19 protein-coding genes and 1 pseudogene are annotated in these 23,744 nt (G+C 72.8%); 17 read left to right on the forward strand and 3 right to left on the reverse strand.

Features of this window, described 5'->3' with window-relative positions; translation table 11 throughout:
- Positions 1-53 precede the first annotated feature (53 nt).
- The 3 genes from TU30_RS10950 (at position 54) to TU30_RS35970 (ending at position 4,745) form a co-directional block, all read left to right on the forward strand.
- The gene (locus tag TU30_RS10950) at positions 54-3,710 is read left to right on the forward strand and encodes a type I restriction endonuclease subunit R (protein ID WP_042167895.1); all 3,657 of its coding nucleotides are present in this window, start codon (positions 54-56) and stop codon (positions 3,708-3,710) included.
- A gap of 62 nt (positions 3,711-3,772) precedes the next feature.
- Entirely contained in the window at positions 3,773-4,534 is a 762-nt protein-coding gene (locus TU30_RS10955) for a M48 family metallopeptidase (RefSeq protein WP_042167897.1), read from the forward strand.
- A 70-nt stretch (positions 4,535-4,604) separates the two neighbouring features.
- Positions 4,605-4,745, forward strand: a complete 141-nt coding sequence (locus TU30_RS35970; protein ID WP_158719310.1) for a hypothetical protein — start codon at positions 4,605-4,607, stop codon at positions 4,743-4,745.
- A 256-nt stretch (positions 4,746-5,001) separates the two neighbouring features.
- Here TU30_RS35970 and TU30_RS10960 read toward each other — a convergent pair whose 3' ends face one another.
- Both TU30_RS10960 and TU30_RS10965 read right to left on the reverse strand, forming a co-directional pair.
- Positions 5,002-5,781, reverse strand: a complete 780-nt coding sequence (locus TU30_RS10960) for an alpha/beta fold hydrolase (RefSeq protein WP_042167898.1) — start codon at positions 5,779-5,781, stop codon at positions 5,002-5,004.
- An 80-nt stretch (positions 5,782-5,861) separates the two neighbouring features.
- Positions 5,862-6,185, reverse strand: a complete 324-nt coding sequence (locus TU30_RS10965; protein ID WP_042167901.1) for a DUF427 domain-containing protein — start codon at positions 6,183-6,185, stop codon at positions 5,862-5,864.
- A gap of 146 nt (positions 6,186-6,331) precedes the next feature.
- Between TU30_RS10965 and TU30_RS10970 the strand changes: the two are divergent.
- The 14 genes and pseudogenes from TU30_RS10970 to TU30_RS11035 form a co-directional block, all read left to right on the forward strand.
- Positions 6,332-6,868 (forward strand): annotated as a pseudogene (locus tag TU30_RS10970) (TIGR00730 family Rossman fold protein); the annotation flags it as partial.
- Positions 6,869-7,050: 182 nt separating this feature from the next.
- On the forward strand, positions 7,051-7,761 hold the full coding sequence (locus TU30_RS10975) for an SDR family oxidoreductase (protein ID WP_042167903.1): 711 nt from the start codon (positions 7,051-7,053) through the stop codon (positions 7,759-7,761).
- 338 nt (positions 7,762-8,099) lie between these two features.
- Positions 8,100-9,107: a methionine synthase gene (locus TU30_RS10980; protein WP_078878224.1), complete on the forward strand. Its 1,008-nt coding sequence runs from the start codon at positions 8,100-8,102 to the stop codon at positions 9,105-9,107.
- Positions 9,108-9,121: 14 nt separating this feature from the next.
- A complete protein-coding gene (gene ligA / locus TU30_RS10985; protein WP_042167908.1) occupies positions 9,122-11,341 on the forward strand; it encodes an NAD-dependent DNA ligase LigA in 2,220 nt (739 codons plus the stop codon).
- A gap of 304 nt (positions 11,342-11,645) precedes the next feature.
- The gene (locus tag TU30_RS10990; protein WP_042167911.1) at positions 11,646-13,991 is read left to right on the forward strand and encodes a bifunctional diguanylate cyclase/phosphodiesterase; all 2,346 of its coding nucleotides are present in this window, start codon (positions 11,646-11,648) and stop codon (positions 13,989-13,991) included.
- 285 nt (positions 13,992-14,276) lie between these two features.
- Positions 14,277-14,573, forward strand: coding sequence for an Asp-tRNA(Asn)/Glu-tRNA(Gln) amidotransferase subunit GatC (gatC, locus tag TU30_RS10995; protein WP_042167914.1), 297 nt, complete (start codon positions 14,277-14,279; stop codon positions 14,571-14,573).
- Between the two features lie 5 nt (positions 14,574-14,578).
- Positions 14,579-16,072, forward strand: a complete 1,494-nt coding sequence (gene gatA, locus TU30_RS11000; RefSeq protein ID WP_042167916.1) for an Asp-tRNA(Asn)/Glu-tRNA(Gln) amidotransferase subunit GatA — start codon at positions 14,579-14,581, stop codon at positions 16,070-16,072.
- Positions 16,069-16,308: a hypothetical protein gene (locus tag TU30_RS11005; protein WP_042167919.1), complete on the forward strand. Its 240-nt coding sequence runs from the start codon at positions 16,069-16,071 to the stop codon at positions 16,306-16,308. The genes gatA and TU30_RS11005 overlap by 4 nt, the downstream gene beginning before the upstream one ends.
- A gap of 15 nt (positions 16,309-16,323) precedes the next feature.
- Entirely contained in the window at positions 16,324-17,838 is a 1,515-nt protein-coding gene (gatB, locus tag TU30_RS11010; protein ID WP_042167921.1) for an Asp-tRNA(Asn)/Glu-tRNA(Gln) amidotransferase subunit GatB, read from the forward strand.
- Positions 17,839-18,114: 276 nt separating this feature from the next.
- Positions 18,115-18,444: a hypothetical protein gene (locus TU30_RS11015; RefSeq protein ID WP_042167924.1), complete on the forward strand. Its 330-nt coding sequence runs from the start codon at positions 18,115-18,117 to the stop codon at positions 18,442-18,444.
- A gap of 155 nt (positions 18,445-18,599) precedes the next feature.
- A complete protein-coding gene (locus TU30_RS11020) occupies positions 18,600-20,846 on the forward strand; it encodes an MMPL family transporter (RefSeq protein ID WP_042167926.1) in 2,247 nt (748 codons plus the stop codon).
- Positions 20,824-21,393 carry a GNAT family N-acetyltransferase gene (locus tag TU30_RS11025; protein WP_042167928.1) on the forward strand — a complete coding sequence of 190 codons (570 nt, stop codon included), beginning with the start codon at positions 20,824-20,826 and terminating at the stop codon, positions 21,391-21,393. The genes TU30_RS11020 and TU30_RS11025 overlap by 23 nt, the downstream gene beginning before the upstream one ends.
- A gap of 35 nt (positions 21,394-21,428) precedes the next feature.
- Positions 21,429-22,037 (forward strand): hypothetical protein, encoded by a 609-nt coding sequence (locus TU30_RS11030; RefSeq protein WP_042167930.1) that lies wholly within the window; start codon positions 21,429-21,431, stop codon positions 22,035-22,037.
- Positions 22,038-22,296: 259 nt separating this feature from the next.
- On the forward strand, positions 22,297-22,491 hold the full coding sequence (locus tag TU30_RS11035; RefSeq protein WP_042167931.1) for a DUF6191 domain-containing protein: 195 nt from the start codon (positions 22,297-22,299) through the stop codon (positions 22,489-22,491).
- Here the strand turns inward: TU30_RS11035 and TU30_RS11040 are convergent.
- Positions 22,488-23,651 carry a sorbosone dehydrogenase family protein gene (locus tag TU30_RS11040; RefSeq protein WP_042167934.1) on the reverse strand — a complete coding sequence of 388 codons (1,164 nt, stop codon included), beginning with the start codon at positions 23,649-23,651 and terminating at the stop codon, positions 22,488-22,490. The two genes, TU30_RS11035 and TU30_RS11040, sit on opposite strands and share 4 nt — an antisense overlap.
- Positions 23,652-23,744 lie beyond the last annotated feature (93 nt).

Raw genomic sequence — 23,744 nt, forward strand, 5'->3', positions numbered from 1 at the left:
TGTCCTGTACCGGAGGGCGGGGAGCGGGGCCGGTGGCCGGGGAGGGCAGGCGCGTGGGGGAGCAGCCGGAGTACGTCAGGACCGAGCGGCCGCTGACCGAGCAGCTGACGGAGATGGGCTGGACCCATCTCCGGGGCGGACCGACCGCCGGACCCGCCACCGCGCCGGGCGCCTCGGACCGTACGAGCTTCGAGGCCGTCGTGTACGCGGACCGGTTCAGGGCCGCCGTGGCCAGGATCAACCCGAGGCCGTCGGACGGGAAACCCTGGCTGAGTGACGCGCAGCTCGACCACCTCCTCGCCCTGGTCCGGGGCACCGCGCCGGGGCAGGGCCCGAAGGAACGCGGTGTGGCCGGGAACCTGGAGGTGACCGACCTCCTGCGCAAGGGCCGCAACGCCCGCACCCTGCCGGGCTGGACGAAGGGCGACCCCGAACACGTACGGCTCGTCGACTGGGACGGCGAGTTCGGGGAGCGGCCGGACACGCCCGGCGGCGGCAACGACCTGCTCGTCGTCTCCCAGTTCCGGGTCGAGCGCAAGGACGCCGCTCCCGTCACGCCCGACCTCGTGCTGTTCGTCAACGGGCTGCCGTGGGTGGTGATCGAGTGCAAGGCGCCCGTGGTGTCCGGCCCTCGGGGAGACGTGCGGGCCGCCCTGGACGACGCCGTCGACCAGGTCCTTCGGTACGCGGGCGTCAACTCCCCGGCCGCAGTGCCCGAGTTCGTCCGCTTCGCGCAGGTCCTGGTCGGCACCGACCGCGACCACGCCGAGACCGGCACGGTCACCGCCGAACCCCGGCACTTCGCCCCCTGGCGCACGGTCGCGCCCGTGAGCGAGGACCGCGTGCGCGAGGAGGTGCGCAAGTCCGCGTCGGCAGCCCTCACCGACCAGGAGATCCTGGTCGCCGGGATGCTGCGCCCTGCCCATCTCCTCGATCTGGTACGGGACTTCACCACCCGGCTCGGCAGCGGTCACCGCACGGTCAAACTGGTCGGCCGCCACCAGCAGTTCAAGGCGGTGAAGGCGCTCACGCGGAAACTGGAGGAGCGGGACCGGAAGGCGGCGGCCGGCGTCGCCGTCAGCCACCGGGGCGGTGTCGTCTGGCACACCCAGGGCTCCGGCAAGAGCCTGACCATGGCGTTCCTGGTCCGGCACCTGCGCAGCCGTCCCGCTCTGAAGTCGCACAAGGTGGTCGTGGTCACCGACCGCCTCGACCTGGAGAAGCAGATCCGGACGAGCCTCGCCGCCACCGAGGAGAAGGTGCACCGGGCGCCGAGCGTCAAGCGGGCCAGGAAGTACCTGGAGGTGGACGTCGGGGACGTCGTCCTCGTCACCCTGCAGAAGGCGCAGCGCGACGACACGGCGTACGACGGCCGGGAGGAGTCACTGCCCGACGCCGTTCCCGACGACGATGACGAGGACGGTGGCGAGGACGCGGGACACGTACAGAACCGGGTGGCCAACCCCCACCACCACGTCGTCGTCCTGATCGACGAGGCCCACCGGGGCAACGACAAGTGGCAGCACGCCCGCTGGCGGGCCATGCTGCCGCGCGCCGCCTTCGTCGGCTTCACCGGCACCCCGGTGATCAGCAGCAACCGCAGACGCAGCGAGGAGATCTTCGGCCCGTACGCCGACACGTACACCCTGCGCGACGCCGAGCTCGACCGGTCCGTCGTGCCCGTCCGCTACGAGGCGTACGCCGTACCGCTCGATGTCGTCGAACAGGCCGCCCTCGACGCCCGGTTCGACGAGAAGGTGCCGTCCGATCCGGAGCTGCGGGCGAAGGTGCTGCGTACGTTCGGCCGCCGCAAGGAGATCCTGGAAGCCCCTTCGGTGATCGAGGCCAAGGCCGAGCACATGCTCGGCCACTGGGCCCGCACCGCGCTGCCCGACCGCTTCGGGGCGCAGATCGCCACCGTCTCCCGGCTGGCCGCCGTCCGCTACCGCAGCGCGCTGCTCGCCGCCCGCGACCGGCTGGTCGCCCGCCTGGACGCGCTCGACCCGGCCCTGATCGCCGACCCCATGGCCGCGCTCGAAGCCGACGACGAGGAGCGGGCGCTCCTCGTGCTCCTGCCGGACCGCGAGGTACTGAGAACGCTCGACGCGGCCGTCGTCATCTCCCCGGCGGGCCAGGGCGGCAGCGATCCGCAGGCGTGGCGGCCGTGGATCACCAAGAGCCACCAGGACGCGCACATCGCACGCTTCAAGAAAGGGCTGCCGCCGCGCGACATCACGGCCGACCCGGCATGGAACGTCAGGACGCACGGGTCGCAGCCGTCCGGCGTCGGCACCCCGGCGAGCGGTGGCCAGGTGTGGAACGTCGATCTCGACCTGCCCGCGGACAGCGGACCGCCCGCGCCGCCGGACACGGAGGGCGGCGCGCAGCCGGAGACCATGGCCTTCCTGGTGGTCCAGTCGATGCTGCTCACCGGCTTCGACGCGCCCGTCGAGCAGGTCCTCTACCTGGACTGCAAGCTGTCCGGCGCGGGACTGCTGCAGGCCGTGGCCCGCACCAACCGGCCCTACCCGGCCAAGACGTGGGGCCAGGTCGTCGACTACGTCGGCATCGGTCCCGAACTGGCCCGCTCGCTCGCCTCCTACGACCAGGAGCACCTGCGGCACGTCCTCGGCTACCGGAACGTCTCCGTGGACCACCTCCAGCCGGACTACGAGGGACCGCAGCCCGACGGCCGCGGCCCCGACCGGGACGGACTGCTGCTGCGGTCCGACGCCGCCGCCAGGGCCCTCCTGGAAGACCTCGGGGCCAAGGTCACCCGCTTCCTGGCCCGGCAGAACGTCACCGACCCCGGCGACGCGTCGCAGTGGGAGGACTTCCTCGGCCAACGCCTCGGCGATCCGTTGCTGCGGGGGGAGTTCGACGAACGCGTCCGCGACTTCCTGACCGCGCTCAACGCGGTCCTGCCGGACCCGGAGGCCCTGAGGTACCGGGAGCTGGCCGGCCAGCTCGGCACACTCCAGTACATGGCCAGACGCCGCTACCTCGACGGCCGCGAACGGTTCAGCCCGCGCCGCTACGGGGCCAAGGTGCGCCGGCTCATCTCGCAGCACCTCGAGACCACCGGGATCCGGCAGCGGATCCCACCCGTCGAACTCACCGACCCGGAGTTCATGGAACGGGTCGACGCGAACGCCGACCCCCGGGCGCGGTGCTCGTACATGACGGGCTCGCTGAAGCTGCGCATCACCGCGAGGATCGGCGGCGACCGGGCGGGCTACCAGCGGTTCAGTCTCCGGCTCGAGGAGATCGTCGCGCGGATGCGGGACGACTTCGAGCAGGCCGCGGCCGACCTGGCGCGTCTGGTCGGGGACGTGGCCGCGGCGGAGCGGGAGCCGGAGAACGACGACGGCCTCGACTCCCGGACCGAACGGCTGGTCCTCGGACTGCTCCGGCAGCACGCCGAAGACGCCGTACGGGAACCGTGGCCGCCGGGCACCGATCTGATCCGGGCGGCCCGCGGCCTCACCCTGGAGATGTCGGTGCTCGTCCGGCGGCCACAGGTACACACGCAGATCGCCGCCCGCAACCGCATGCGCAACGAACTCCGCGAGCACCTGGAGACCTGGCTCGCCATGGACTGGGACGACATCGGCGACCTCGCGAGCCATCTGACGGAGCTGGCCGTGGAGAGGCACGAGTGCTTCCTCGGATACCGGCCGCGCGACGAGGCGGACGGCGGGGACACCTGACCCGGTGACCGCCGCCGGCCGCCGGGCGGGGTGAGGCCGTTGCCGGATGGTAGGAAGAGCGGGTGAGCACCGTCGTCGAACAGGCCATCGCCGATCTCCCCGTGCCCGGGGGGTGGCGGTGGGATGTCGTCGTGCGGCCACGGCGACGCACCCTCGGCATCGAGATCGCCGAGGACGGCCGGGTGCTCTTCGCGATTCCCGCAGACGCGGATCCCCAGGAGATCGCCGACGCGGTGCGTGGCCGCATGCCGCGCCTGGCCGCCGAGGTCCGCCGCCGTCAGGACCTGTGGGCGGCCGAACCGGTCAGGGACCTGATCGGCGGCGAGGGCTTCGCCTACCTGGGCCGCCGGTACCGGCTCAAGCTCACTCCCGACGGCGCCGGCCGTCACGTACGACTGCGACAGGGATGGCTGGAGCTGCCCCGATCGCGGTCGGCCGCCGCCGATGCCGGGCCCCTTGTGGAGTGGTACGGCAGCCGCGGGGAGCGCTGGCTCGCTGCCCGGCTGCCGCCGCTGGCCTCACTGGCCGGAGTGCGTGATCCGGCCGGCATCGAGGTGCGGGACCTCGGCCGTCGCTGGGGTGCCTGCTCCACCGAGGGCGCGATCACCGTGCACTGGGCTGTGATACAGCTACCGGTCGCCCTGGTGGACCTCGTCCTGATCCATGAGCTCTGCCACCTCAAGCACCCCGGCCACGGAGCGGCTTTCCGAGGGGCCGTCCGGCTCGCGCTGCCCGACGCCGACGTGCGCGAACGGCGGTTCGCGCAGGAGGAGCCGCGACTGTGGCGCGGAGCGGTCTCGGCCACGTCCCGCGGTTTGGTGTAGCCGATCTTGTATCTCCCGCCCCTCGGACACCGGCGCACCGGCCATCGGTGGCAGCGCCTCCCAGCGGAACGTGATCCGCTGCACCACTCCACGGGACACCATCGGCGCGGACTGCCGGAACCCGCTGGAGGCCAGCCCGGAGGCCGCCGCGCAGTGGAAGCAGGAAGGGGCCTTCCACCGCTTCGGGCCGAGCTTCCGCACCCACCGCTGATCCCGCGACCTTTCGTCTTCCCAGGTGCCGTGGAGCCCCGTGAGCGCGTCCGCGCCGTGGGGCTCCACGCCGCGGCACCCGTCTCGACGAGCACAACCCGTGGGTCCGGCGCCGCACCGCGGGAGCGGACCGGAGCCCTGCCGGACGCCGACGAGTGCGAGCGCCGTCTCGCTGAGCAGGGACCGGGCCTGCGGAGGGGCGCGGTGCGATGACCTGACGGCAGGCCGTCACGGCGCGGGCCCGTGCCTCCGGGGCCTCAGCGGGCGAAGAACTCCGCCAGCACCGGCGCCAGTACGTCCGGTTCCACCATGTGGGTCTGGCCCGCCAGGGTGCGGCAGGTGCCGTGGGGGACGGTGTCCGCGATGGTCCGGGCGGCCTCGCGCATCCAGGCCGGGCTCGCGTCGCCCGCGATGGACAGCACCGGCACGGGGACCGACGCCAGCAGTTTCACCGGGACGCCGCCGTCGCCCATGACCGCGTCGTCGTGGGCGAGGCTCGGCGCGATCGACTCCATCCCGGCCCACAGGGGGGACTGGTGGGCGCTCTCGATCACCGCCTCGCTCAGTCCGGTGAGGCGGAGGAAGAGTTCCACCGCGTCCCCGCGGCGCCCCTCACCCAGTGCCTCCGTCAGGCGCTCGGTGTACCGCGCGCGTTCCCTCAGATCCTCCTCGGACATCGCGTACGGCGTCTCGTACACGGCGACGTGCCGTACCGGCAGACCGCTCGCCGCCGCGCGCAGCGCCAGCGCGCCGCCCGAGGAGACGCCGTACAGCGACGCCTGTCCGCCCACCGCCTCGATCAGCGCCGCCAGGTCCTCGACCTCGCGTTCCACCGCGTACGGGGCCGTGTCCCCGCTCGCGCCGCGGCCCCGGCGGTCGTACACGACGACCCGGAACCGCTCCGAGAGCGGCGCGGCCAGCGGCGCCACCGTGGCGCCCGTCGACATCGCGCCGCTGACGAGGACGACCACGGAACCCCGGCCGGCGCTCTCGTGGGCGATACGGGTGCCGTCACGCGAAACGATGTTCTTGTCCATGTCTCCGCAGACTGCCGCACCGCGGCCCGATCGTCGGTGAGGCGGGCCGCGCGTCCGACGATCGCAACCCTTCTATCCGATCATCGGACTTCCACCTCGTAGAAACACAGGTGGTCCTTGATGCCGGCGACGTCCGGCTTCGGGTCCGGGTACGCCCACACGAGGTCGGCCGTGTCCGGCCGTGACCAGTAGGACGCGGTGCCCTTGAAGGGGCAGTGGGTGCGGGTGTCGGACGGGGTCAGCAGGTCGAGCCGTACGTCCTCGGGCGGGATGTAGTACCGCGCGGGCAGGCCCGTCTCGCGCAGCACCAGCGCCTGGCCGCTCTCGGCCAGAACCTCCCCGCCGTGCACCACACGCACGTGCCGCTCGCTCCGCTCGACGGTGATGCGGTGTCCTACGGTCATGGTCCACACTCCTCGGTCAGCCGGGTCGGGGGCATCCGGGCCGGCGGGGCAGGTCGAACGCCCGCCGGCCCGGACACCGGACGGTGCAGCGTCCGGCGGACCCGCATTCTTCCCTCTCGCGCCGGACGGGTCCGTACCCCGGGCCGGTGAACATCTGTGTCTTCCTCCCCGCCGCCGATCTCGACGAGTGCTGCACGCGCCCCGCGCGGGAGTTCGCGCAGCTGCTCGGCAAGGGCGGCCACACCCTGGTGTGGGGCGGCTCCGACGTCGGTCTGATGAAGGTCGTCGCCGACGGCGTGCAGGAGGCGGGAGGCCGGCTCCTCGGCGTCTCCGTGGAGTTCCTGGCGGCGAAGGCACGCCGGGGCGGCGACGAGATGGTGATCGCCCCCGACCTGGCGGAGCGCAAGCGGCTGCTCCTGGAGAAGGCCGACGCGGTGGTGATCATGGTGGGCGGTACCGGCACGCTCGACGAGGCCACCGAGATCCTGGAACTGAAGAAACACGGGCACACGGACAAGCCCGTGGTCCTGCTGAACACCGCGGGCTTCTACGACGGACTCAAGGCGCAGTTCCGGCGGATGGAGGACGAGGGCTTCCTGCCCCGCGCCCTCACCGACCTGGTGTTCTTCGCCGAGGAGCCCGTCGGGGCACTCGCCTGCCTGGAGGAGAGCCAGGGCACCCAGGGCCTGGCCCCGGCCCTCCCGCGGGTCGCGACGCCCGGCACGCACGCCCGCCGCACCGGACGGCCTCCGACGTGACTCCGCCACGACGGAGGCCGTCCCGCACACCGGGAGCACGCACCGGACGCCGCTCCTTCCTCCACGGGAGAACCCGGGCCAGGCCCTGACCGCGCGATGGTGCGAGCATGGCGGGCATGCCTACACATGTGATCACCGGAGCCGGTTCCGGCATCGGCGCGGCCGTCGCCCGCCGGCTGCACGCGCGCGGCGACGACCTCGTCCTGCACGCGCGGTCGGCGGGACGCGCGAAGGAACTGGCGGCCGACTTCCCCGGCGCGCGGACCCTCGTCGGCGACCTGGCCGACCCCGACAGGCTCAGCTGGGCCCTCTCCCACCAGTCCCTCCCGGACCGGGTGGACTCCCTGCTGCACATCGCCGGTGTCGTCGACCTCGGTGAGGTCGGCGAGCTGACGCCGAAGACCTGGCGGCACCAGCTCGACGTCAACCTCCTCGCCCCCGCCGAACTCACCCGGCACTTCCTGCCCCAGCTGCGCGCGAGCCGCGGACACGTGGTCTTCGTCAACTCCGGTGCCGGCCTGAACGCCCGCGCCCAGTGGGGTGCCTACGCGGCCTCCAAGCACGGACTGAAGGCTCTCGCCGACTCCTTGCGCGAGGAGGAGCACGCGGGCGGCGTCCGCGTCACCTCGGTCTACCCGGGCCGCACCGCCGGCCCCATGCAGGCCAAGGTCCACCAGCAGGAGAGCAAGGACTACGACGCCGGCAGGTGGATCGACCCCGAGTCGGTCGCCACGACCGTCCTCATGGCCCTCGACCTGCCGAGGGACGCGGAGGTCAACGACCTGACCGTGCGGCCGGGGCCGGGGACCGGGCGCTGACCCACGGGCGCACGGCCGGGCGCTTCGGGGACGCCGTCCCGCAGGGGGTGTGTCCCGTGGGGTGTGCGGGCCGTCGGGGGTGTGTCCCGCGGGGTGTGTCCCGTGGGGTTTGGGGGCCGTGGGGGGTGTGTCCCGTGGGGGGGGGTGTGTCCCGTGGGGTGTGCGGGCCGCAGGGTGTGTGTCCCGTGGGGTGTAGGGGGGCCGTGGGGTTTGGGGGCCGTCGGGGGGCATGCCGGCCGCCCGCCCTGCGGCCGGGGGCGAAACCGTCCGGGCCGCCGGCGCGCTCCCGCGGCCCGGCCGGGACACCGGCCCCGCCACCCGTTCCGTACGCTTCTCCGGTGAGCGATAACAGTCAGTTCAGGTTCGGGGCCGCGACCGGGGTCGGGTCCATGCCGGGCGGAGACGCCCGCGAGGCCGCCAAGACCGTCACCGGAAGCTTCGAGGACTTCCCCTTCCTGCCCGAACTGCCCGCCCGGGGACCCGGCGCGGACATGATCGGACGGACCGCCGGGATGCTCGTCGAGCTGTACGCGCGCGTGGAGCCCAGTGGCTGGCGGCTCGGGGACCGGCCCGGACGCGACACCGGGCGGGCCCGCTCCTGGCTCGGCGAGGACCTCGACGCGCTGGAGGAGTATACCCAGGGGTACGAGGGGCCGCTGAAGGTGCAGGCCGTCGGCCCCTGGACGCTCGCCGCCCACCTGGAGCTGCGCAACGGCGAGGCCGCCCTCTCCGACCCCGGCGCCTGCCGGGACCTGGCCGCCTCGCTCACCGAAGGACTGCGCCTGCACCTCGCCGAGGTGGGCCGGCGGGTGCCCGGCGCGCGGCTCGTCCTCCAGCTCGACGAGCCCTCCCTCACCGACGTCCTGCGCGGCCGGGTACGCAGCGCCAGCGGCTACCGCACCCACCGCGCGGTGGACCGGCAGCTCGTCGAGTCCGCACTGAGGGACGTGTTCGCGGTGCACGGCGGCGGCCCGGTCGTGGTCCACTCGTGCGCGCCCGACGTGCCGTTCGCCCTGCTGCGGCGGGCGGGCGCGCAGGCGGTCTCCTTCGACTTCTCGCTTCTCACCGAACGTGACGACGACACGATCGGGGAGGCGGTCGAGAGCGGCACCCGGCTGTTCACCGGTGTCCTGCCGGGCACGGACGGCCCGTTGTCGGACCCTGCCGGTAGCGTCATGGGGGTCAGAACGCTGTGGCGCAGGCTGGGGCTGCGACCGGGCCTTCTCGCGGAGGCGGTCACGGTCACCCCGGCGTGCGGACTCGCGGGGGCGTCCCCGGAGTACGCGCGCACCGCCTACGCGCACTGCGTCCGGGCGGCGAGATCCCTCGCGGACAACCCAGAGTGACGGAAGGACCCACGGTGGCGGGTGACCAGCAGGCGGAGACGACGAGCGTGCCGGCCGAGGCGCGGGAGCAGCACGCCCGGCTCGCCGAGCAGATCGAGGAGCACCGCTTCCGGTACTACGTGAACGACGCGCCCGTCGTCAGCGACGCCGCGTTCGACCGGCTGCTGCGCGAACTGGAGGCGCTGGAGGAGCGGTACCCCGAGCTGCGCACCCCCGACTCCCCGACCCAGAAGGTCGCCGGGGCGTACGCGACGGAGTTCACGTCCGTCCGGCACCGCTCCCGCATGTTCTCCCTCGACAACACCTTCAACGACGACGACCTCGCCGCCTGGGCCGAGCGCATCCACCGGGAGCTGGGCGAGCAGAAGTTCCACTTCCTGTGCGAGCTCAAGGTCGACGGTCTCGCGGTGAACCTCACCTACGAGCACGGGCGCCTGGTCCGCGCGGCGACCCGCGGTGACGGCCGCACCGGCGAGGACATCACGCCCAACGTGCGGACGATCACCGAGATCCCGGACCGCCTGAAGGGCGACGAGGTGCCCGACCTCGTGGAGATCCGCGGCGAGGTCTTCTTCCCGATGGAGGAGTTCCAGGGCCTCAACGCCCGTCTGGTGGAGGCCGGTGACAAGCCCTTCGCCAACCCGCGCAACGCGGCGGCCGGTTCGCTGCGCCAGAAGGACCCGCGCGTCACCGCCACCCGCCCGCTGCACATGGTCGTCCACGGCATCGGCGCCCTGGAGGGCTTCGAGGGCTTCGCCCGCCTCTCCGAGGCGTACGGCCTGCTGAAGACCTGGGGCCTGCCCACCTCCGCGCACAACCGCGTGGTCGACGGCCTCGCCGGCGTACGGGAGTTCATCGCGCACTACGGCGAGAACCGGCACTCCGTGGCGCACGAGATCGACGGCGCGGTGATCAAGCTCGACGAGATCCCGCTCCAGGGCCGTCTCGGCTCCACCTCGCGCGCGCCGCGCTGGGCCATCGCGTACAAGTACGCGCCCGAGGAGGTCAACACCACACTGGTCAACATCCGGGTGGGCGTGGGCCGTACCGGCAGGGTCACGCCGTACGCGCAGGTCGAGCCGGTCACCGTGGCCGGATCCGAGGTGGAGTTCGCCACGCTGCACAACCAGGACGTGGTCAAGGCCAAGGGCGTTCTCATCGGGGACACGGTGGTGCTGCGCAAGGCGGGTGACGTCATCCCGGAGATCCTCGGTCCGGTCGCCGACCTGCGGGACGGCAGTGAGCGCGCCTTCGTGATGCCGGCCGAGTGCCCGGAGTGCGGTACGCCGCTGCGGCCGATGAAGGAGGGCGACGTCGACCTGCGCTGCCCCAACGCCCGTGCCTGCCCGGCCCAGTTGCGGGAACGCCTGTTCTACCTCGCGGGCCGCAAGGCGCTGGACATCGAGCACTTCGGCTATGTCGCCGCCGCGGCGCTCACCGGGCCCCTCGAGCCCGCCGACCCGCCGCTGAAGGACGAGGGCGACCTGTTCGACCTCACCGTCGGGCAACTGCTGCCCATCAGGGCGTACGTCCTCGACCAGGACAGCGGCCTGCCCAAGCGGGACCCGAGGACGGGAGAGGAGAAGACGGCCACCGTCTTCGCCAACCAGGAGGGCGAACCGCGCAAGAACGCGGTCGCGATGCTGGCGAACATCGCGGCGGCCAAGGAGCGCCCGCTCGCCCGGGTCCTCACCGGCCTGTCGATCCGGCACGTCGGCCCGGTCGCGTCGGAGGCGCTGGCCCGGGAGTTCCGGTCCATCGAACGGATCGAGCAGGCCACCGAGGAGGAACTGGCCGCCACCGAGGGCGTCGGCGGCATCATCGCCGCCTCCGTCAAGCAGTGGTTCGCCGAGGAGTGGCACCGCGAGATCATCCGCAAGTGGCGGGCGGCCGGTGTCCGCATGGAGGACGAGGGGGCCGGCGAGGACGAGGGCCCGCGTCCGCTCGAAGGGCTGACGGTCGTGGTGACCGGCACCCTGGAGCGCTTCACCCGGGACGGCGCGAAGGAGGCGCTGCAGACCCGGGGGGCGAAGGTGACCGGTTCGGTCTCGAAGAAGACGTCCTTCGTCGTCGTCGGCGACAATCCGGGGTCGAAGTACGACAAGGCGATGCAGCTCAAGGTGCCGGTCCTGAACGAGGACGGCTTCACCGTCCTGCTCGACGAAGGGCCACAGGCGGCGGCCGACGCGGCGCTGCCCGTCGAGGAGCAGTCCGCGGAACAGCCGGCGGAGTAGTGGGGGAGCGGCCGGAGAGCAGCGGGGAAGCAGTGAGGAAACAGCGGGGGAAAGGCCACCCGATCGGTGCATACCAGATGGATACGGGTGACTGGTGCGCATTCGGGCAACCGTCGGTGACCGGTGCCCCGGGAAGTCTTCCGCGGCCTACTGTTGGCAGGTGCGCCCGCCGTGCCCAGCTGCGGCCGGGGCATCCCCGTGTTCGTGACGACACCGTGGAAGGGCTTTCTATCACGGAGTCGCCGGGGGTTGTCAGGCATCGGGCCGTGTGGCGGGGGCACCGCCGGCTGTGAGAGGGACGGGAATGGAACCCACCGAGAGCGCCTACCCGGGTTCACGGCTGCGCCTGGGCCTGCGCCGCATGACGGCCGTACGGCGGCGCGGACGTGGGACGGGGCGGCCCGCGGGGCCTGTGGGCGCGCCGGGACGCCCCGCGACGCGCACCGCGGACGCGCGCCCCGGGGGGCGCGGCACCGGACAGCGCGCCGCGGGGCAGCCGGCGGCCGGGCAGCCGGGCACCGGGCGGGGCCCCGGAGCGCCCCCGCTCGCCCCCGGACTGTCCGCGGACGGCCCCGGGTTGTCCGAAGCGCACACGCAACGGCACCTGTTCTGGCCCGCGTTGCCCACCGCGGTCGTCTCGGCCGCCGTGTTCGTGCTCGGCGCCGGCGTCCTCGGGGCGTTCACCGGCGGTCACGCGCTCTTCCCGTCCGGCCGCGTCGGCTGGTCCCTGGCCGTACTGACCGGGATCGTCGTCGGCCACCTGGTGATGCTGGGCCGCTCCCGCTGGTGGGGCGGCACCGGCTCGGGCGCCGCCGTCACCCTCGCCGTGCTGCTGCTCCACGGCTGGGTCCCGGCCGGCATGGTCAGCCTCACCGTGGTCGTGCTGGTCGGCATGGCCCGGCGGGGCCGCTGGCGGCAGAGCATCCTGCACGGCGCGGTCGACCTGCTCGGCATCGGCGCCGGCGCGCTGGTGCTGGCCCTGCTCGGGTCCGTGCCGTCCGTCGAGTCCCCCGCGACCCCCGACACCTGGGGACTGCACACCGCCTTCGAGGTGGTGCTCGTCGCCGCCGCGTATCTCGTGGTCACCCGCACCCTCTACTGGTACCTGCACGTCCCGCGGGGCGGACTGCCCACGGTCGCCCGTACCGCCCTGGTCAGACAGGGCCTGGTCGCGGTGGCGCTGCTCGGCATAGCACCGCTGATCTGCGTGGTCGCCGACGCCCGGCCGATCGTCCTGCCGCTGTTCGCCATCCCGCTGATCGCGCTCGACTCCATGCTGTGGATGGCCGGGGCCCGCGCGGAGGAGCAGCTGCGCGACCCGCTGACCGGACTGCCCAACCGCCAGTGGCTCCTCGAGCGCATCTGGACCGCGCTGGACGACGCCGAGCGCGCCGACGCCCGCACCACCCTCATGCTGATCGACCTCGACCGGTTCCGATCGGTCAACGACACGCTCGGTCACCTCGCGGGTGACCGGCTGCTGCTGCAGATCGCCGACCGGCTGCGGCTGGCCCTGCCGCGCGGGGCGGAGGCCGCGCGGCTCGGTGGCGACGAGTTCGCCGTCTTACTGCCGGTCGCCGACTCCATCACGTCGGCGACCCGGGTCGCCCGCGGCCTGGTGTCCGCCCTCAGCTCGCCGCTCGACCTCGACGGCCTCACCCTCGTGCTGGAGGCCAGCGCGGGCGTCGCCGTCTTCCCCGACCACGCCCTCGACGCCGAGGGCCTGCTGCGGCGCGCGGACGTGGCGATGTACCAGGCCAAACGGGACCGCACGGGCGTCGAGGTCTACGAGTCCAAGCGGGACTCCAACACCCCCGACCGGCTCGGACTCCTGGGCGACCTGCGCCGGTCCCTGGAGGCGCACGAGGTCCAGCTCCACTACCAGCCCAAGGTCCGCTTCGACGGACAGGTCGCGGGCCTGGAGGCCCTGGTCCGCTGGGTGCACCCGGAGCGCGGCAGGGTGCCGCCGGACGAGTTCATAGCCATCGCCGAGTCCTCCGGCCTGATGCCGCAGCTCACCGACTACGTGCTGGAGACCGCCCTCGGGCAGGTCGCCCGCTGGCGTGCCCGGGGTCTGTTCGTGCCGGTCGCGGTCAACGTCTCCCCGCGCGACGTCCACAGCCCCGGCTTCGCCGGCTCCGTCGCGGCGCGGCTGGCCCGGCACGGGGTCCCGGCGGGATCCCTCCAACTGGAGATCACCGAGAACGTCCTCCTGGAGGACCCGCAGCGCGCCGCCGACACCCTCAGCGGACTGACCGGGCACGGCGTGAAGATGTCCCTCGACGACTTCGGCACCGGCTACTCCTCCCTCGTGCACCTGCGGCGGCTGCCCGTCAGCGAGCTGAAGATCGACCGCTCGTTCGTGGCCCGGCTGGCCGTCGACACCGAGGACGCCGAGATCGTGCGCTGCACCGTCGACCTCGCCCACTCGCTCGGGCTGCTCGTCGTCGCCGAGGGCGTCGAGGACGACGAGACCTGGGAACGCCTGCGCGACCTCGGCTGCGACGCCGTCCAGGGCTGGCTGGTCGCGGCCGCGATGCCACCCGACGAAACCACGGCCTGGCTCCTCGCCCGCGGCTCCCGCGGCTGGCAGCGCCCGGCCGCCGCCCTCCCCGCGGCAGCCGCCGACGACTCCGGCCGCCCGGTCTGACACCGGGTCCGTCGTGGGCCCGGGCGCCGACCCCGAAACCGGCCCCGAAACCGGCCCCGGGACGGAGCCGGCCGTCGGCCCGGCACCGGCCATGCCGTGGATCCGGGCGCCGGGCGGCGGCACCGCTTTCGGAAGGCGCGGGGAAACCGTTTCACGGGTACGGGGCGGCGACCCATAGGATTGGGGCCAGTCGTCACCTTCCCGCCTGCCGCGCCACGCCCGGCCGCCCGGGACACGACGGCAGGCCCTAGCCCGAACCGCACACTCACCCCAGAGGAACGCTGCATGCCTGGCATCACGCGCGAGGAGGTCGCCCACCTCGCCCGGCTGGCGCGTCTGGAGCTGAAGCCCGAAGAGCTCGACCACTTCGCAGGCCAGCTCGACGACATCATCGGCGCGGTGGCCCGCGTCAGCGAGGTCGCCGACCAAGACGTACCGCCGACCTCGCACCCGCTCCCGCTGACGAACGTCATGCGCCCGGACGAGGTCCGTCCCTCGCTCACCCCCGCGCAGGCGCTCTCCGGCGCCCCGGCCCAGGAGCAGCAGCGTTTCAAGGTGCCGCAGATCCTGGGGGAGGACTGAATCCCATGACGGACATCATCAGGCTCACGGCCGCCGAGACCGCCGCGCGGATCGCCTCCGGCGACCTCACCGCCGTCCAGGTCACCGAGGCACACCTGGCCCGGATCGAGGCCGTCGACGAGAAGGTGCACGCCTTCCTGCACGTCGACCGCGAGGGCGCCCTCGCCCAGGCCCGCGCCGTCGACGAGAAACGCGCCAGGGGCGAGAAGCTCGGCCCGCTGGCCGGCGTCCCCCTCGCGCTCAAGGACATCTTCACCACCGAGGGCATCCCGACCACCGTCGGCTCCAAGCTCCTCGAGGGCTGGATCCCGCCGTACGACGCGACGCTCACCAAGCGGCTCAAGGCCGCCGACGTCGTCATCCTCGGCAAGACCAACATGGACGAGTTCGCCATGGGGTCCTCGACCGAGAACAGCGCCTACGGACCGACCGGCAACCCCTGGGACCTCACCAAGATCCCCGGCGGCTCCGGCGGCGGGTCGAGCGCCGCGCTCGCCTCCTTCCAGGCCCCCCTCGCCATCGGCACCGACACCGGCGGCTCCATCCGCCAGCCGGCCTCCGTCACCGGCACGGTCGGCGTGAAGCCGACCTACGGCGCGGTCTCCCGCTACGGCATGGTGGCGTTCTCCTCCTCCCTCGACCAGGGCGGCCCCTGCGCCCGCACGGTCCTGGACACGGCCCTGCTGCACGAGGTCATCGCCGGGCACGACCCGCTCGACTCCACCTCCATCGACGCCCCGGTCCCGCCGGTCGTCGAGGCCGCCCGCAACGGCTCGGTCGCCGGCATGCGCGTCGGTGTCGTCCGGCAGTTCCGCGGCGAGGGCTACCAGGCCGGCGTCATCCAGCGGTTCGACGAGACCGTCGCCCTGCTGAAGGACCTCGGCGCCGAGATCGTCGAGCTGGACTGCCCGTCCTTCGACCTCGCGCTGTCGGCGTACTACCTGATCGCGCCGTCCGAGTGCTCCTCCAACCTGGCCCGCTTCGACGGCCTGCGCTACGGCCTGCGGACCGGCGACGACGGCACGCACTCCGCCGAGGAGGTCACCTCGCTGACCCGCGAGGCCGGCTTCGGCCCCGAGGTCAAGCGCCGCATCATGCTCGGCACCTACGCGCTCAGCTCCGGCTACTACGACGCGTACTACGGCAGCGCCCAGAAGGTCCGCACGCTGATCAAGCAGGACTTCGACACGGCGTTCGAACAGGTCGACGTGATCGTCTCCCCGACGACACCCACCACCGCCTTCGCGATCGGCGAGCGCGCCGACGACCCGATGGCGATGTACCTCGCCGACCTGTGCACCATCCCGACCAACCTGGCGGGCAACGCGGCCATGTCGCTGCCCTGCGGCCTCGCGCCCGAGGACGACCTGCCGGTCGGACTGCAGATCATCGCCCCGGTCATGAAGGACGACCGCCTCTACAAGGTGGGTGCAGCCGTCGAGGCCGCCTTCGTGGAAAAGTGGGGCCACCCGCTGATCGAGGAGGCTCCGTCGCTGTGAGTGCACTGACCAAGGCCAAGGGTTTCAAGAAGTCCAGGTCCGGCACGTATCTGGCCATGGCCGGTACCGCGTTCAGCGCGATCGGTGTCGCCAAGCGCGTCAAGAAGGCGCGGCACGAGAAGGACACCCTGGTCCTGATCGACGCCACCGTGTCCGCCGCCGCGATCGTCACCGGCCTCGCCATCCTGTACCGCGAGCTGAAGCGGCTGGGCGACGACGACGTCCTGCTGGGCTGAGAGGGAAGTTACACCGTGACCACCACGACCGACCTGGTGTCGTACGAGGACGCGCTGGCGTCGTACGACCCCGTCATGGGCCTCGAGGTCCATGTCGAACTCGGCACCAGGACCAAGATGTTCTGCGGCTGCTCGACCACGCTCGGCGCCGACCCGAACACCCAGACCTGCCCCACCTGCCTCGGCATGCCGGGCGCGCTCCCGGTCGTCAACGCGACCGGGGTCGAGTCCGCCGTCAAGATCGGTCTCGCGCTGAACTGCGAGATCGCAGAGTGGTGCCGCTTCGCCCGGAAGAACTACTTCTATCCGGACATGCCGAAGAACTTCCAGACCTCCCAGTACGACGAGCCGATCGCCTTCAACGGCTACCTCGACGTGCAGCTGGAGGACGGCGAGACCTTCCGCGTGGACATCGAACGCGCCCACATGGAGGAGGACACCGGCAAGTCGACGCACGTCGGCGGCGCCACCGGCCGTATCCACGGCGCGTCCCACTCCCTGCTCGACTACAACCGGGCCGGCATCCCGCTGATCGAGATCGTCACCAAGCCGATCGAGGGAGCGGGCGAGCGCGCCCCCGAGGTCGCCCGCGCCTACGTCCGTGAGCTGCGCGAGCTCATCCGGGCGCTCGGCGTCTCCGAGGCCCGGATGGAGATGGGCCAGATGCGCTGCGACGTCAACCTGTCGCTGCGCCCGCACGGCCGGGAGAAGTTCGGCACCCGCTCGGAGACGAAGAACGTCAACTCGCTGCGTTCCGTGGAGCGCGCGGCCCGCTTCGAGATCCAGCGGCACGCCGCCGTGCTGAACGACGGCGGGACGATCATCCAGGAGACCCGGCACTTCCACGAGGACACGGGGTCGACGACCTCCGGCCGCGTGAAGGAGGAGGCGGAGGACTACCGGTACTTCCCGGAGCCCGACCTGGTCCCCGTCGCCCCGTCCCGCGAGTGGGTCGAGGAACTGCGCGCCGGGCTGCCCGAGCTGCCGCTGGTGCGCCGCAGCCGGCTCCGTGAGGAGTGGGGGATCTCCGGCACCGACATGCAGGCGATCCTCAACGCCGGTGCGCTGGACCTGATCGTCGCCACGATCGACGCCGGCGCGGACGCGGCCTCCGCCCGCAAGTGGTGGATGGGCGAGCTCGCCCGCAGCGCCAACGAGTCGGGCAAGGCGCTCGACGAGCTGGCGATCACGCCGGAGCAGGTCGCCCGCGTCACCGCACTGGTGACCTCCGGCGACCTGAACGACAAGCTGGCCCGTCAGGTCATCGAGGGCGTCCTCGCCGGTGAGGGCACGCCGGACGAGGTCGTCGAGAAGCGCGGCCTGAGGGTCGTCTCCGACGACGGCGCGCTCACCGCGGCCGTGGAGGAGGCCATCGCCGGCAACCCGGGCGTCGCGGACAAGATCCGCGGCGGCAAGGTGGCGGCGGCCGGCGCGCTGGTCGGCGCGGTCATGAAGGCCACCCGCGGCCAGGCGGACGCGGCCCGCGTCAAGGAGCTGATCCTGGAGAAACTGGGCGTCGCCGGGGGCTGATCCCCGAACACCGCACGGGAACGGAGGAGGGGGACGCGCCGGGTTCGGCGCGTCCCCCTCCTCCGTGCGGCCGGCTCCCGCACGGGCAGGCGCTCCGGGCGGTCGGCGCCGCACGCCCCACGCGGCCAGGGACGGCGCCCCAGCACCCCGTCATCAAAGCACCTGCTTCGGCCGGGGCGGCGGGCTGCCGCGGAGCAGCGGACCGACGGACGCCAACAGGCGGCCGCACGCCCCCGCATCCCGGTTTCCGGACCGGGGGCGCTACGCTCCCGCGCCATGAGTGGACGCACTGATTCCGACCCGCCCCCGGACACTCACGTCGAGGAGGCCGAGGACGCGGAGCAGGGCGCCGACGCCCTTCGGGCCGCCCGGCGGGCCCGGTGGACCGCGGTCGGTACCGGGACCGTGCTCGCCCTGGCCGGGACGGCGGCGGCGCTGCTCCGCCTCACCGGCTCCACCCCGGTCCTCGTGCCGGTGGCCTACGCCTGCGGCGCCGGCGCCTGCGCACTCGCCGCCGTCCTGGGCTCGCGCGGACGGACCCGCAGGGCGCTGTGGCTGCTGATCGCGGGGCTGATGGTGATGGCGCTGGGGGACCAGTTCGACTGACCTGCGCACTGTGAACAAGAACACGAACGCCACAATGGATCATTTATCGCTGGAATAGTGCACTTCATTGCTCATGCGTTCTTTGCGGGCCATTCGGTCGTCCATGGCTGTTCCTGGCCAAAGATCCGCCAAACGTCACCCTGGGAGCACGATTCGTGGCAGCCCTCGCACGCTGGTGTGTCCGACGCCGACTGATCACCGTTCTGTTGTGGCTCCTCGCCCTCGGCGGGGTCGCGGCGGGAGCCTTCGCGACCGGAAACGCGTACTCGAACGACTACAAGGTGCCCGGCACCGAGTCCGGGCACGCCACCGAACTGCTGCGCGAGGGCTTCCCGGCCCTGTCGGGCGACAGCGACACCGTGGTCTGGCACACACCGTCCGGCAGCGTCCGGGACTCCGGCGTCGAACAGAGCATGACCCGCACCCTGGACCGGATGGCGGACCTGCCCGGCATCGCCGCCGTGGCCGGCCCCTACGGGGACGACGGCACCGGCGGGATCAGCGCCGACGGCCGCACCGCCTACGCCACCGTCACCTACGACGACCTGGCCAAGGACATCGACGAGGCCGAGGCGGCGGCCGTGCTCGACGCGGCCGAGGCCGCCCGGACCGACGGACTCCAGGTGGAACTGGGCGGCAGCGCCGCCGCGCTGACCGGGGCACCGGAGGGACACCTCGCGGAGGTCGTCGGAGTGGCCGTCGCCGCCGTCGTCCTCTTCCTCGCCTTCGGCTCGCTCGCCGCCTCGCTGCTGCCCATCGCCACGGCGCTGGTCGGCGTCGGTACCGCGTACGCCTCGATCGTGCTGCTCGGGCACGTCATGACCGTCGCCGACTTCGCGCCCATGCTGGGCATGCTGATCGGACTCGGCGTCGGCATCGACTACGCGCTGTTCATCGTGACCAGGCACCGGCGCGGACTGAAGCGCGGACTGTCCGTCGCCGAGGCCGCCACCGAAGCCGTCGCCACCACCGGACGCGCGGTCGTGTTCGCGGGGGCCACCGTGTGCATCGCCCTGCTGGGCATGCTGATCCTCCGGCTGAACTTCCTCAACGGCGTCGCCGTCGCGGCCTCGCTCACCGTGCTGCTGACCGTCGCCGCCTCGGTCACCCTGCTGCCCGCGCTGCTGTCACTCATCGGCATGCGCGCCCTCAGCCGCCGCGAACGGCGCCGACTGGCCGAGGCCGGCCCGCAGCCGGAACCGCCGACCGGCTTCGCCGCACGCTGGGCGGCGTTCGTGGAACGCAGGCCCAAGCTGCTCGGGGCGCTCGCCCTGGCCGTCATGGCGGTGCTGGCGCTGCCCACCTCCTCCCTCCATCTCGGCACCTCCGACCAGGGCAACGACCCGAAGACCTCCACCACCCGCCAGGCCTACGACCTCCTGGCCGACGGGTTCGGGCCCGGCGTCAACGGCCCCCTCACCCTCGTGACCGAGGTCGACGGCGCCGCCGACCGGCTCGCCCTGGACACGCTCGGCCCCGCCCTGCGCGAGACCGAGGGCGTCGCGCACGTCGGGCCGGTGGTCCACAGCGCCGACGGCGGTACCGCGTACCTCACCGTCGTACCGGAGTCCTCCCCGCAGTCGCAGCGGACCAGCGACCTCGTCGACCGGCTGCGCGAGGACGTACTGCCGCGCGCCGAGGCCGGCACCGCCCTCGACGTGCGGGTCGGCGGCATGACGGCCGGCTACGACGACTTCGCCGAGGTCATCGTCGACAAGCTGCCCCTGTTCGTCGGAGTCGTCGTCGGCCTGGGCTGTCTGCTGCTCCTGCTCGCCTTCCGGTCCGTCGTCATACCGCTCAAGGCCGCCGCGATGAACGTGGCCGCCGTCGCCGCCGCCTTCGGTGTGGTCGTGGCGATCTTCCAGTGGGGCTGGGGCAGCGAACTGCTGGGCCTCGGCAGCGGGGGTCCCATAGAGCCCTTCCTGCCCGTGATCATGGTGTCGGTCCTCTTCGGGCTCTCCATGGACTACCAGGTCTTCCTGGTCAGCCGGATGTACGAGGAATGGCTGGAGACCGGGGACAACCGGCGCGCGGTACGCGTCGGCCTCGCCGAGACCGGCCGGGTGATCAACTCCGCGGCGGTGATCATGATCTCGGTCTTCCTCGCCTTCGTCCTGACCGGCGACCGCGTCATAGCGATGTTCGGCATCGCGCTCGCCGCCGCCGTCGCCCTCGACGCCTTCGTGCTGCGCACCCTGCTCGTCCCCGCGCTCATGCATCTGCTCGGGGGCGCCAACTGGTGGCTGCCCGCCCGGCTGGACCGGATCCTGCCGCGCATCAGCATCGAGCCGCCGGAGAGCCGCGCCGTCCATGAGAGGCTGGCCGCCGCCACCGACGCCGAGGTGGAGGACGTGTTCGCCAGGGAGGGACGGCAGACGGATGTACGCGATACGACTGGGTGACGACGGAGCCGAACTGCGTCCCCTGGAGCCCTGGCACGCGGAGGAGTTCCTCGCCCACCTGGAGCGGGGCCGGGAATTCATCAACCGGTACGTCCCCTTCGGCTCCAAGGCCGTCGACGTGCCCACCGCGCGGGAGGCGCTCCAGCGGTACGCCGACTTCCGCGCCGCCGACACGGCCGCGCTGCACGGCCTGTGGCTGGACGGCACGCTCGTGGGCGGGGTGCTCACGCTGAACTTCGACGCCGCGGGCGGCACCTGCGAGGTCGGCTGCTGGCTGGAGCCGGCCGCCACCGGGCGCGGGCTCGTCACGCGCGCCATGCGGGTGCTGATCGACTGGGTGATCGAACAGCGGGGCATCCACCGCGTGGAGTGGGTCGCCGCCGCCGGCAACGAGCCCAGCCTCAACACCGCCCGCCGGCTCGGCATGACCCGGGACGGGGTACGGCGCGCGTCCCACCTCCACCACGGCGTACGGCACGACCTGGAGGTGTGGTCGGTGCTGGCTCCCGAGTGGCGGACGGCGCGCGCGGCGCACAGCGATCATTAAGGGACTTCTCAGAGAGCGTCCGTACGGTGCGCCCCATGGGAACCGAGACCGAGACCGAGAAAGCGGCCAAGGCCGAGGACGACAGCGCGGACACCAGCGCGGACAGGAGCGGGACCGAGGCCGGCACCGAGACCGGCACCGAGACCGGGGCGGTCGCTGACGCAGACACGGTCGACGGCGGCATCACGGAGACGGAGACGGAGCCGGGAGCGGAGCCGGAACCGGCCTCGACCCCGGAGGCCCGGGGTGCCACCGGGGTCGGGCAGGGCGCCGCGGCCGTCGTCTCCGCCGGACTCGGCGTCGTCTCGCTCACCGGCAGCTGGCTCGGTACGGTGGCCGCCGCCCGCGAGACCCTGGTCGGCCAGCTGGAGACCGCCGCGGACTCGACCGTCGCCGTCCAGATCAAGGAGGTCTACGGCGACGCCTGGCAGACCAGCGCGCTGTGGGGCGGCCTGTTCGCGCTCACCGCGCTGATCGTCGGCGTGGCGGTGCTCGTCCGGCCCGCGTTCGGGACGCCCGGCGCCGCGCAGGCCCCCTGGATCAAGTCGGTCGCCTGGGCCGGTGTCGCACTCGGCGCCATCGGGCTGCTGTCCGCCGTACTCAAGTACACCGACGTCCTACTGGGGCTGCCCGCCGCGGGTTGAGCCGTCGCAGGCCCCCGGCAGGCACCGGGGACTTCGAACAGTTCTCGCAGCATTCCCGGAGGGATCCTGGCCCGGCCACGAGCACCTTGCGGCCGGACCGGGGCCCCTCACCGGTGTCCGGGGCCCCGGTCCGGCCGCCGTAGACGCGGGCGAGGCAGTGGCGGTCACCCACCGCCCGGGGCTGTTCGCGGCCATGGCCGGGGACCGGTCCGCGGCGGGACAATGGGCGGCACGCCCACGCGACCCCGGAAGGAAAGCGATGTTCAACGCCTTCGAGGAACTGTTCGCTCCCGGCCGCAAGCACACCCGGGACGAGCAGAACCGGCTCGAACTGACCCGGGAGGACGTCGGCGACACCGGTCCCGGACGCGGGCCGATAGACCTCGCGTCCGGAAAGGTCGTCGTACGCCCGTCACCGGACCACCCCGAACCGGCAGCGGACGACCGTTCCTAGCTCACCTGGACCTCCAGGATGCGGTCGTCCTCGCCGTCCGGGTCGCCGCGGCCGTCCGTGTTGCTGGTGACCAGCCACAGCTTGTCGTCGCCCGCCGCCGCAACCGTGCGCAGCCGCCCGTACTCGCCCTCCAGGAAGGCCTGCGGGTCCGCCGAGGCCTCCGTTCCCCTGAGCGGGATCCGCCACAGGCGTTCCCCGCGCAGGCCCGCCATCCAGATCGACCCCTCCGCGTACGCGATGCCGCTGGGGGAGGCCTCGTCCGTGCTCCACTGGGCGATCGGATCGTGGAAGCCGCCTTCGTCGGACGTGCCCTCGGCCTCGGGCCAGCCGTAGTTGTCACCGGGCTCGATCGCGTTCAGCTCGTCCCAGGTGTTCTGGCCGAACTCCGAAGCGAACAGCCGCTGCCTGGAGTCCCAGGCGAGGCCCTGCACGTTGCGGTGGCCCAGCGAGTACACCGCGGAGTCGGGGAGCGGGTTGCCCGGCGCCGGCTCACCCTCCGGGGTCAGCCGCAGGATCTTGCCGCCCAGCGACTTCTCGTCCTGGGAGAGGCCGGTGTCGCCGCTCTCGCCCGTGCCCACGTACAGCATCCGGTCCGGTCCGAACGCGATCCGGCCGCCGTTGTGGACCACTCCCTTGGGGATGCCGCGCAGCACCGTGTCCGGGGCGCCCAGCCGCTCGCCCTCGGGCTTGTCCTCGTCGTGGATCATGCGGACGATGCGATTGTCCGAGGCCGAGGTGAAGTAGGCGTAGACCATGCGGTCCGAGGCGTAGTCGGGGGAGAGCGCGATGCCGAGCAGACCGCCCTCGCCGGACGGCGACACCCCGGGCACCTCACCCAGCTCGGAGGTCTCGCCCGTCTCGGCGTCGACCCGGCTGATCGTGGCATCGTCACGCGACGACACCAGCAGATCGCCGTCGGCCAGGGGCGCGAGCCCCCAGGGGGAGCGCAGGTCCGTACCGACCGTACGGAGCACCTTCGCCGAGCCCTTCGCGGGCGGTGTCTCCTCGGCGCTGCTCTCCGGGGACGCGGACCGCCCCGCCGTACTGCCCGGTGAGGAACGGTCGTCTCCGCCCGGCGATCCCCCGTCGTCGGAGGAACAGCCGGCCGTCAGCAGGAGCGTGGCGGTGGCCAGCACGGCCGTAACGGCTCGATGGTGCACGATGTCGTCCCTTCGACGCGGCGGGTTCTCCCTGTCATACACCGCCCGCGCCCCACAAGTTCCCGATCACGGGAGACCGAACCGCCGACCACC

The sequence above is a fragment of the Streptomyces sp. NBRC 110035 genome (assembly GCF_000829695.1).
Lineage (GTDB): Bacteria > Actinomycetota > Actinomycetes > Streptomycetales > Streptomycetaceae > Streptomyces.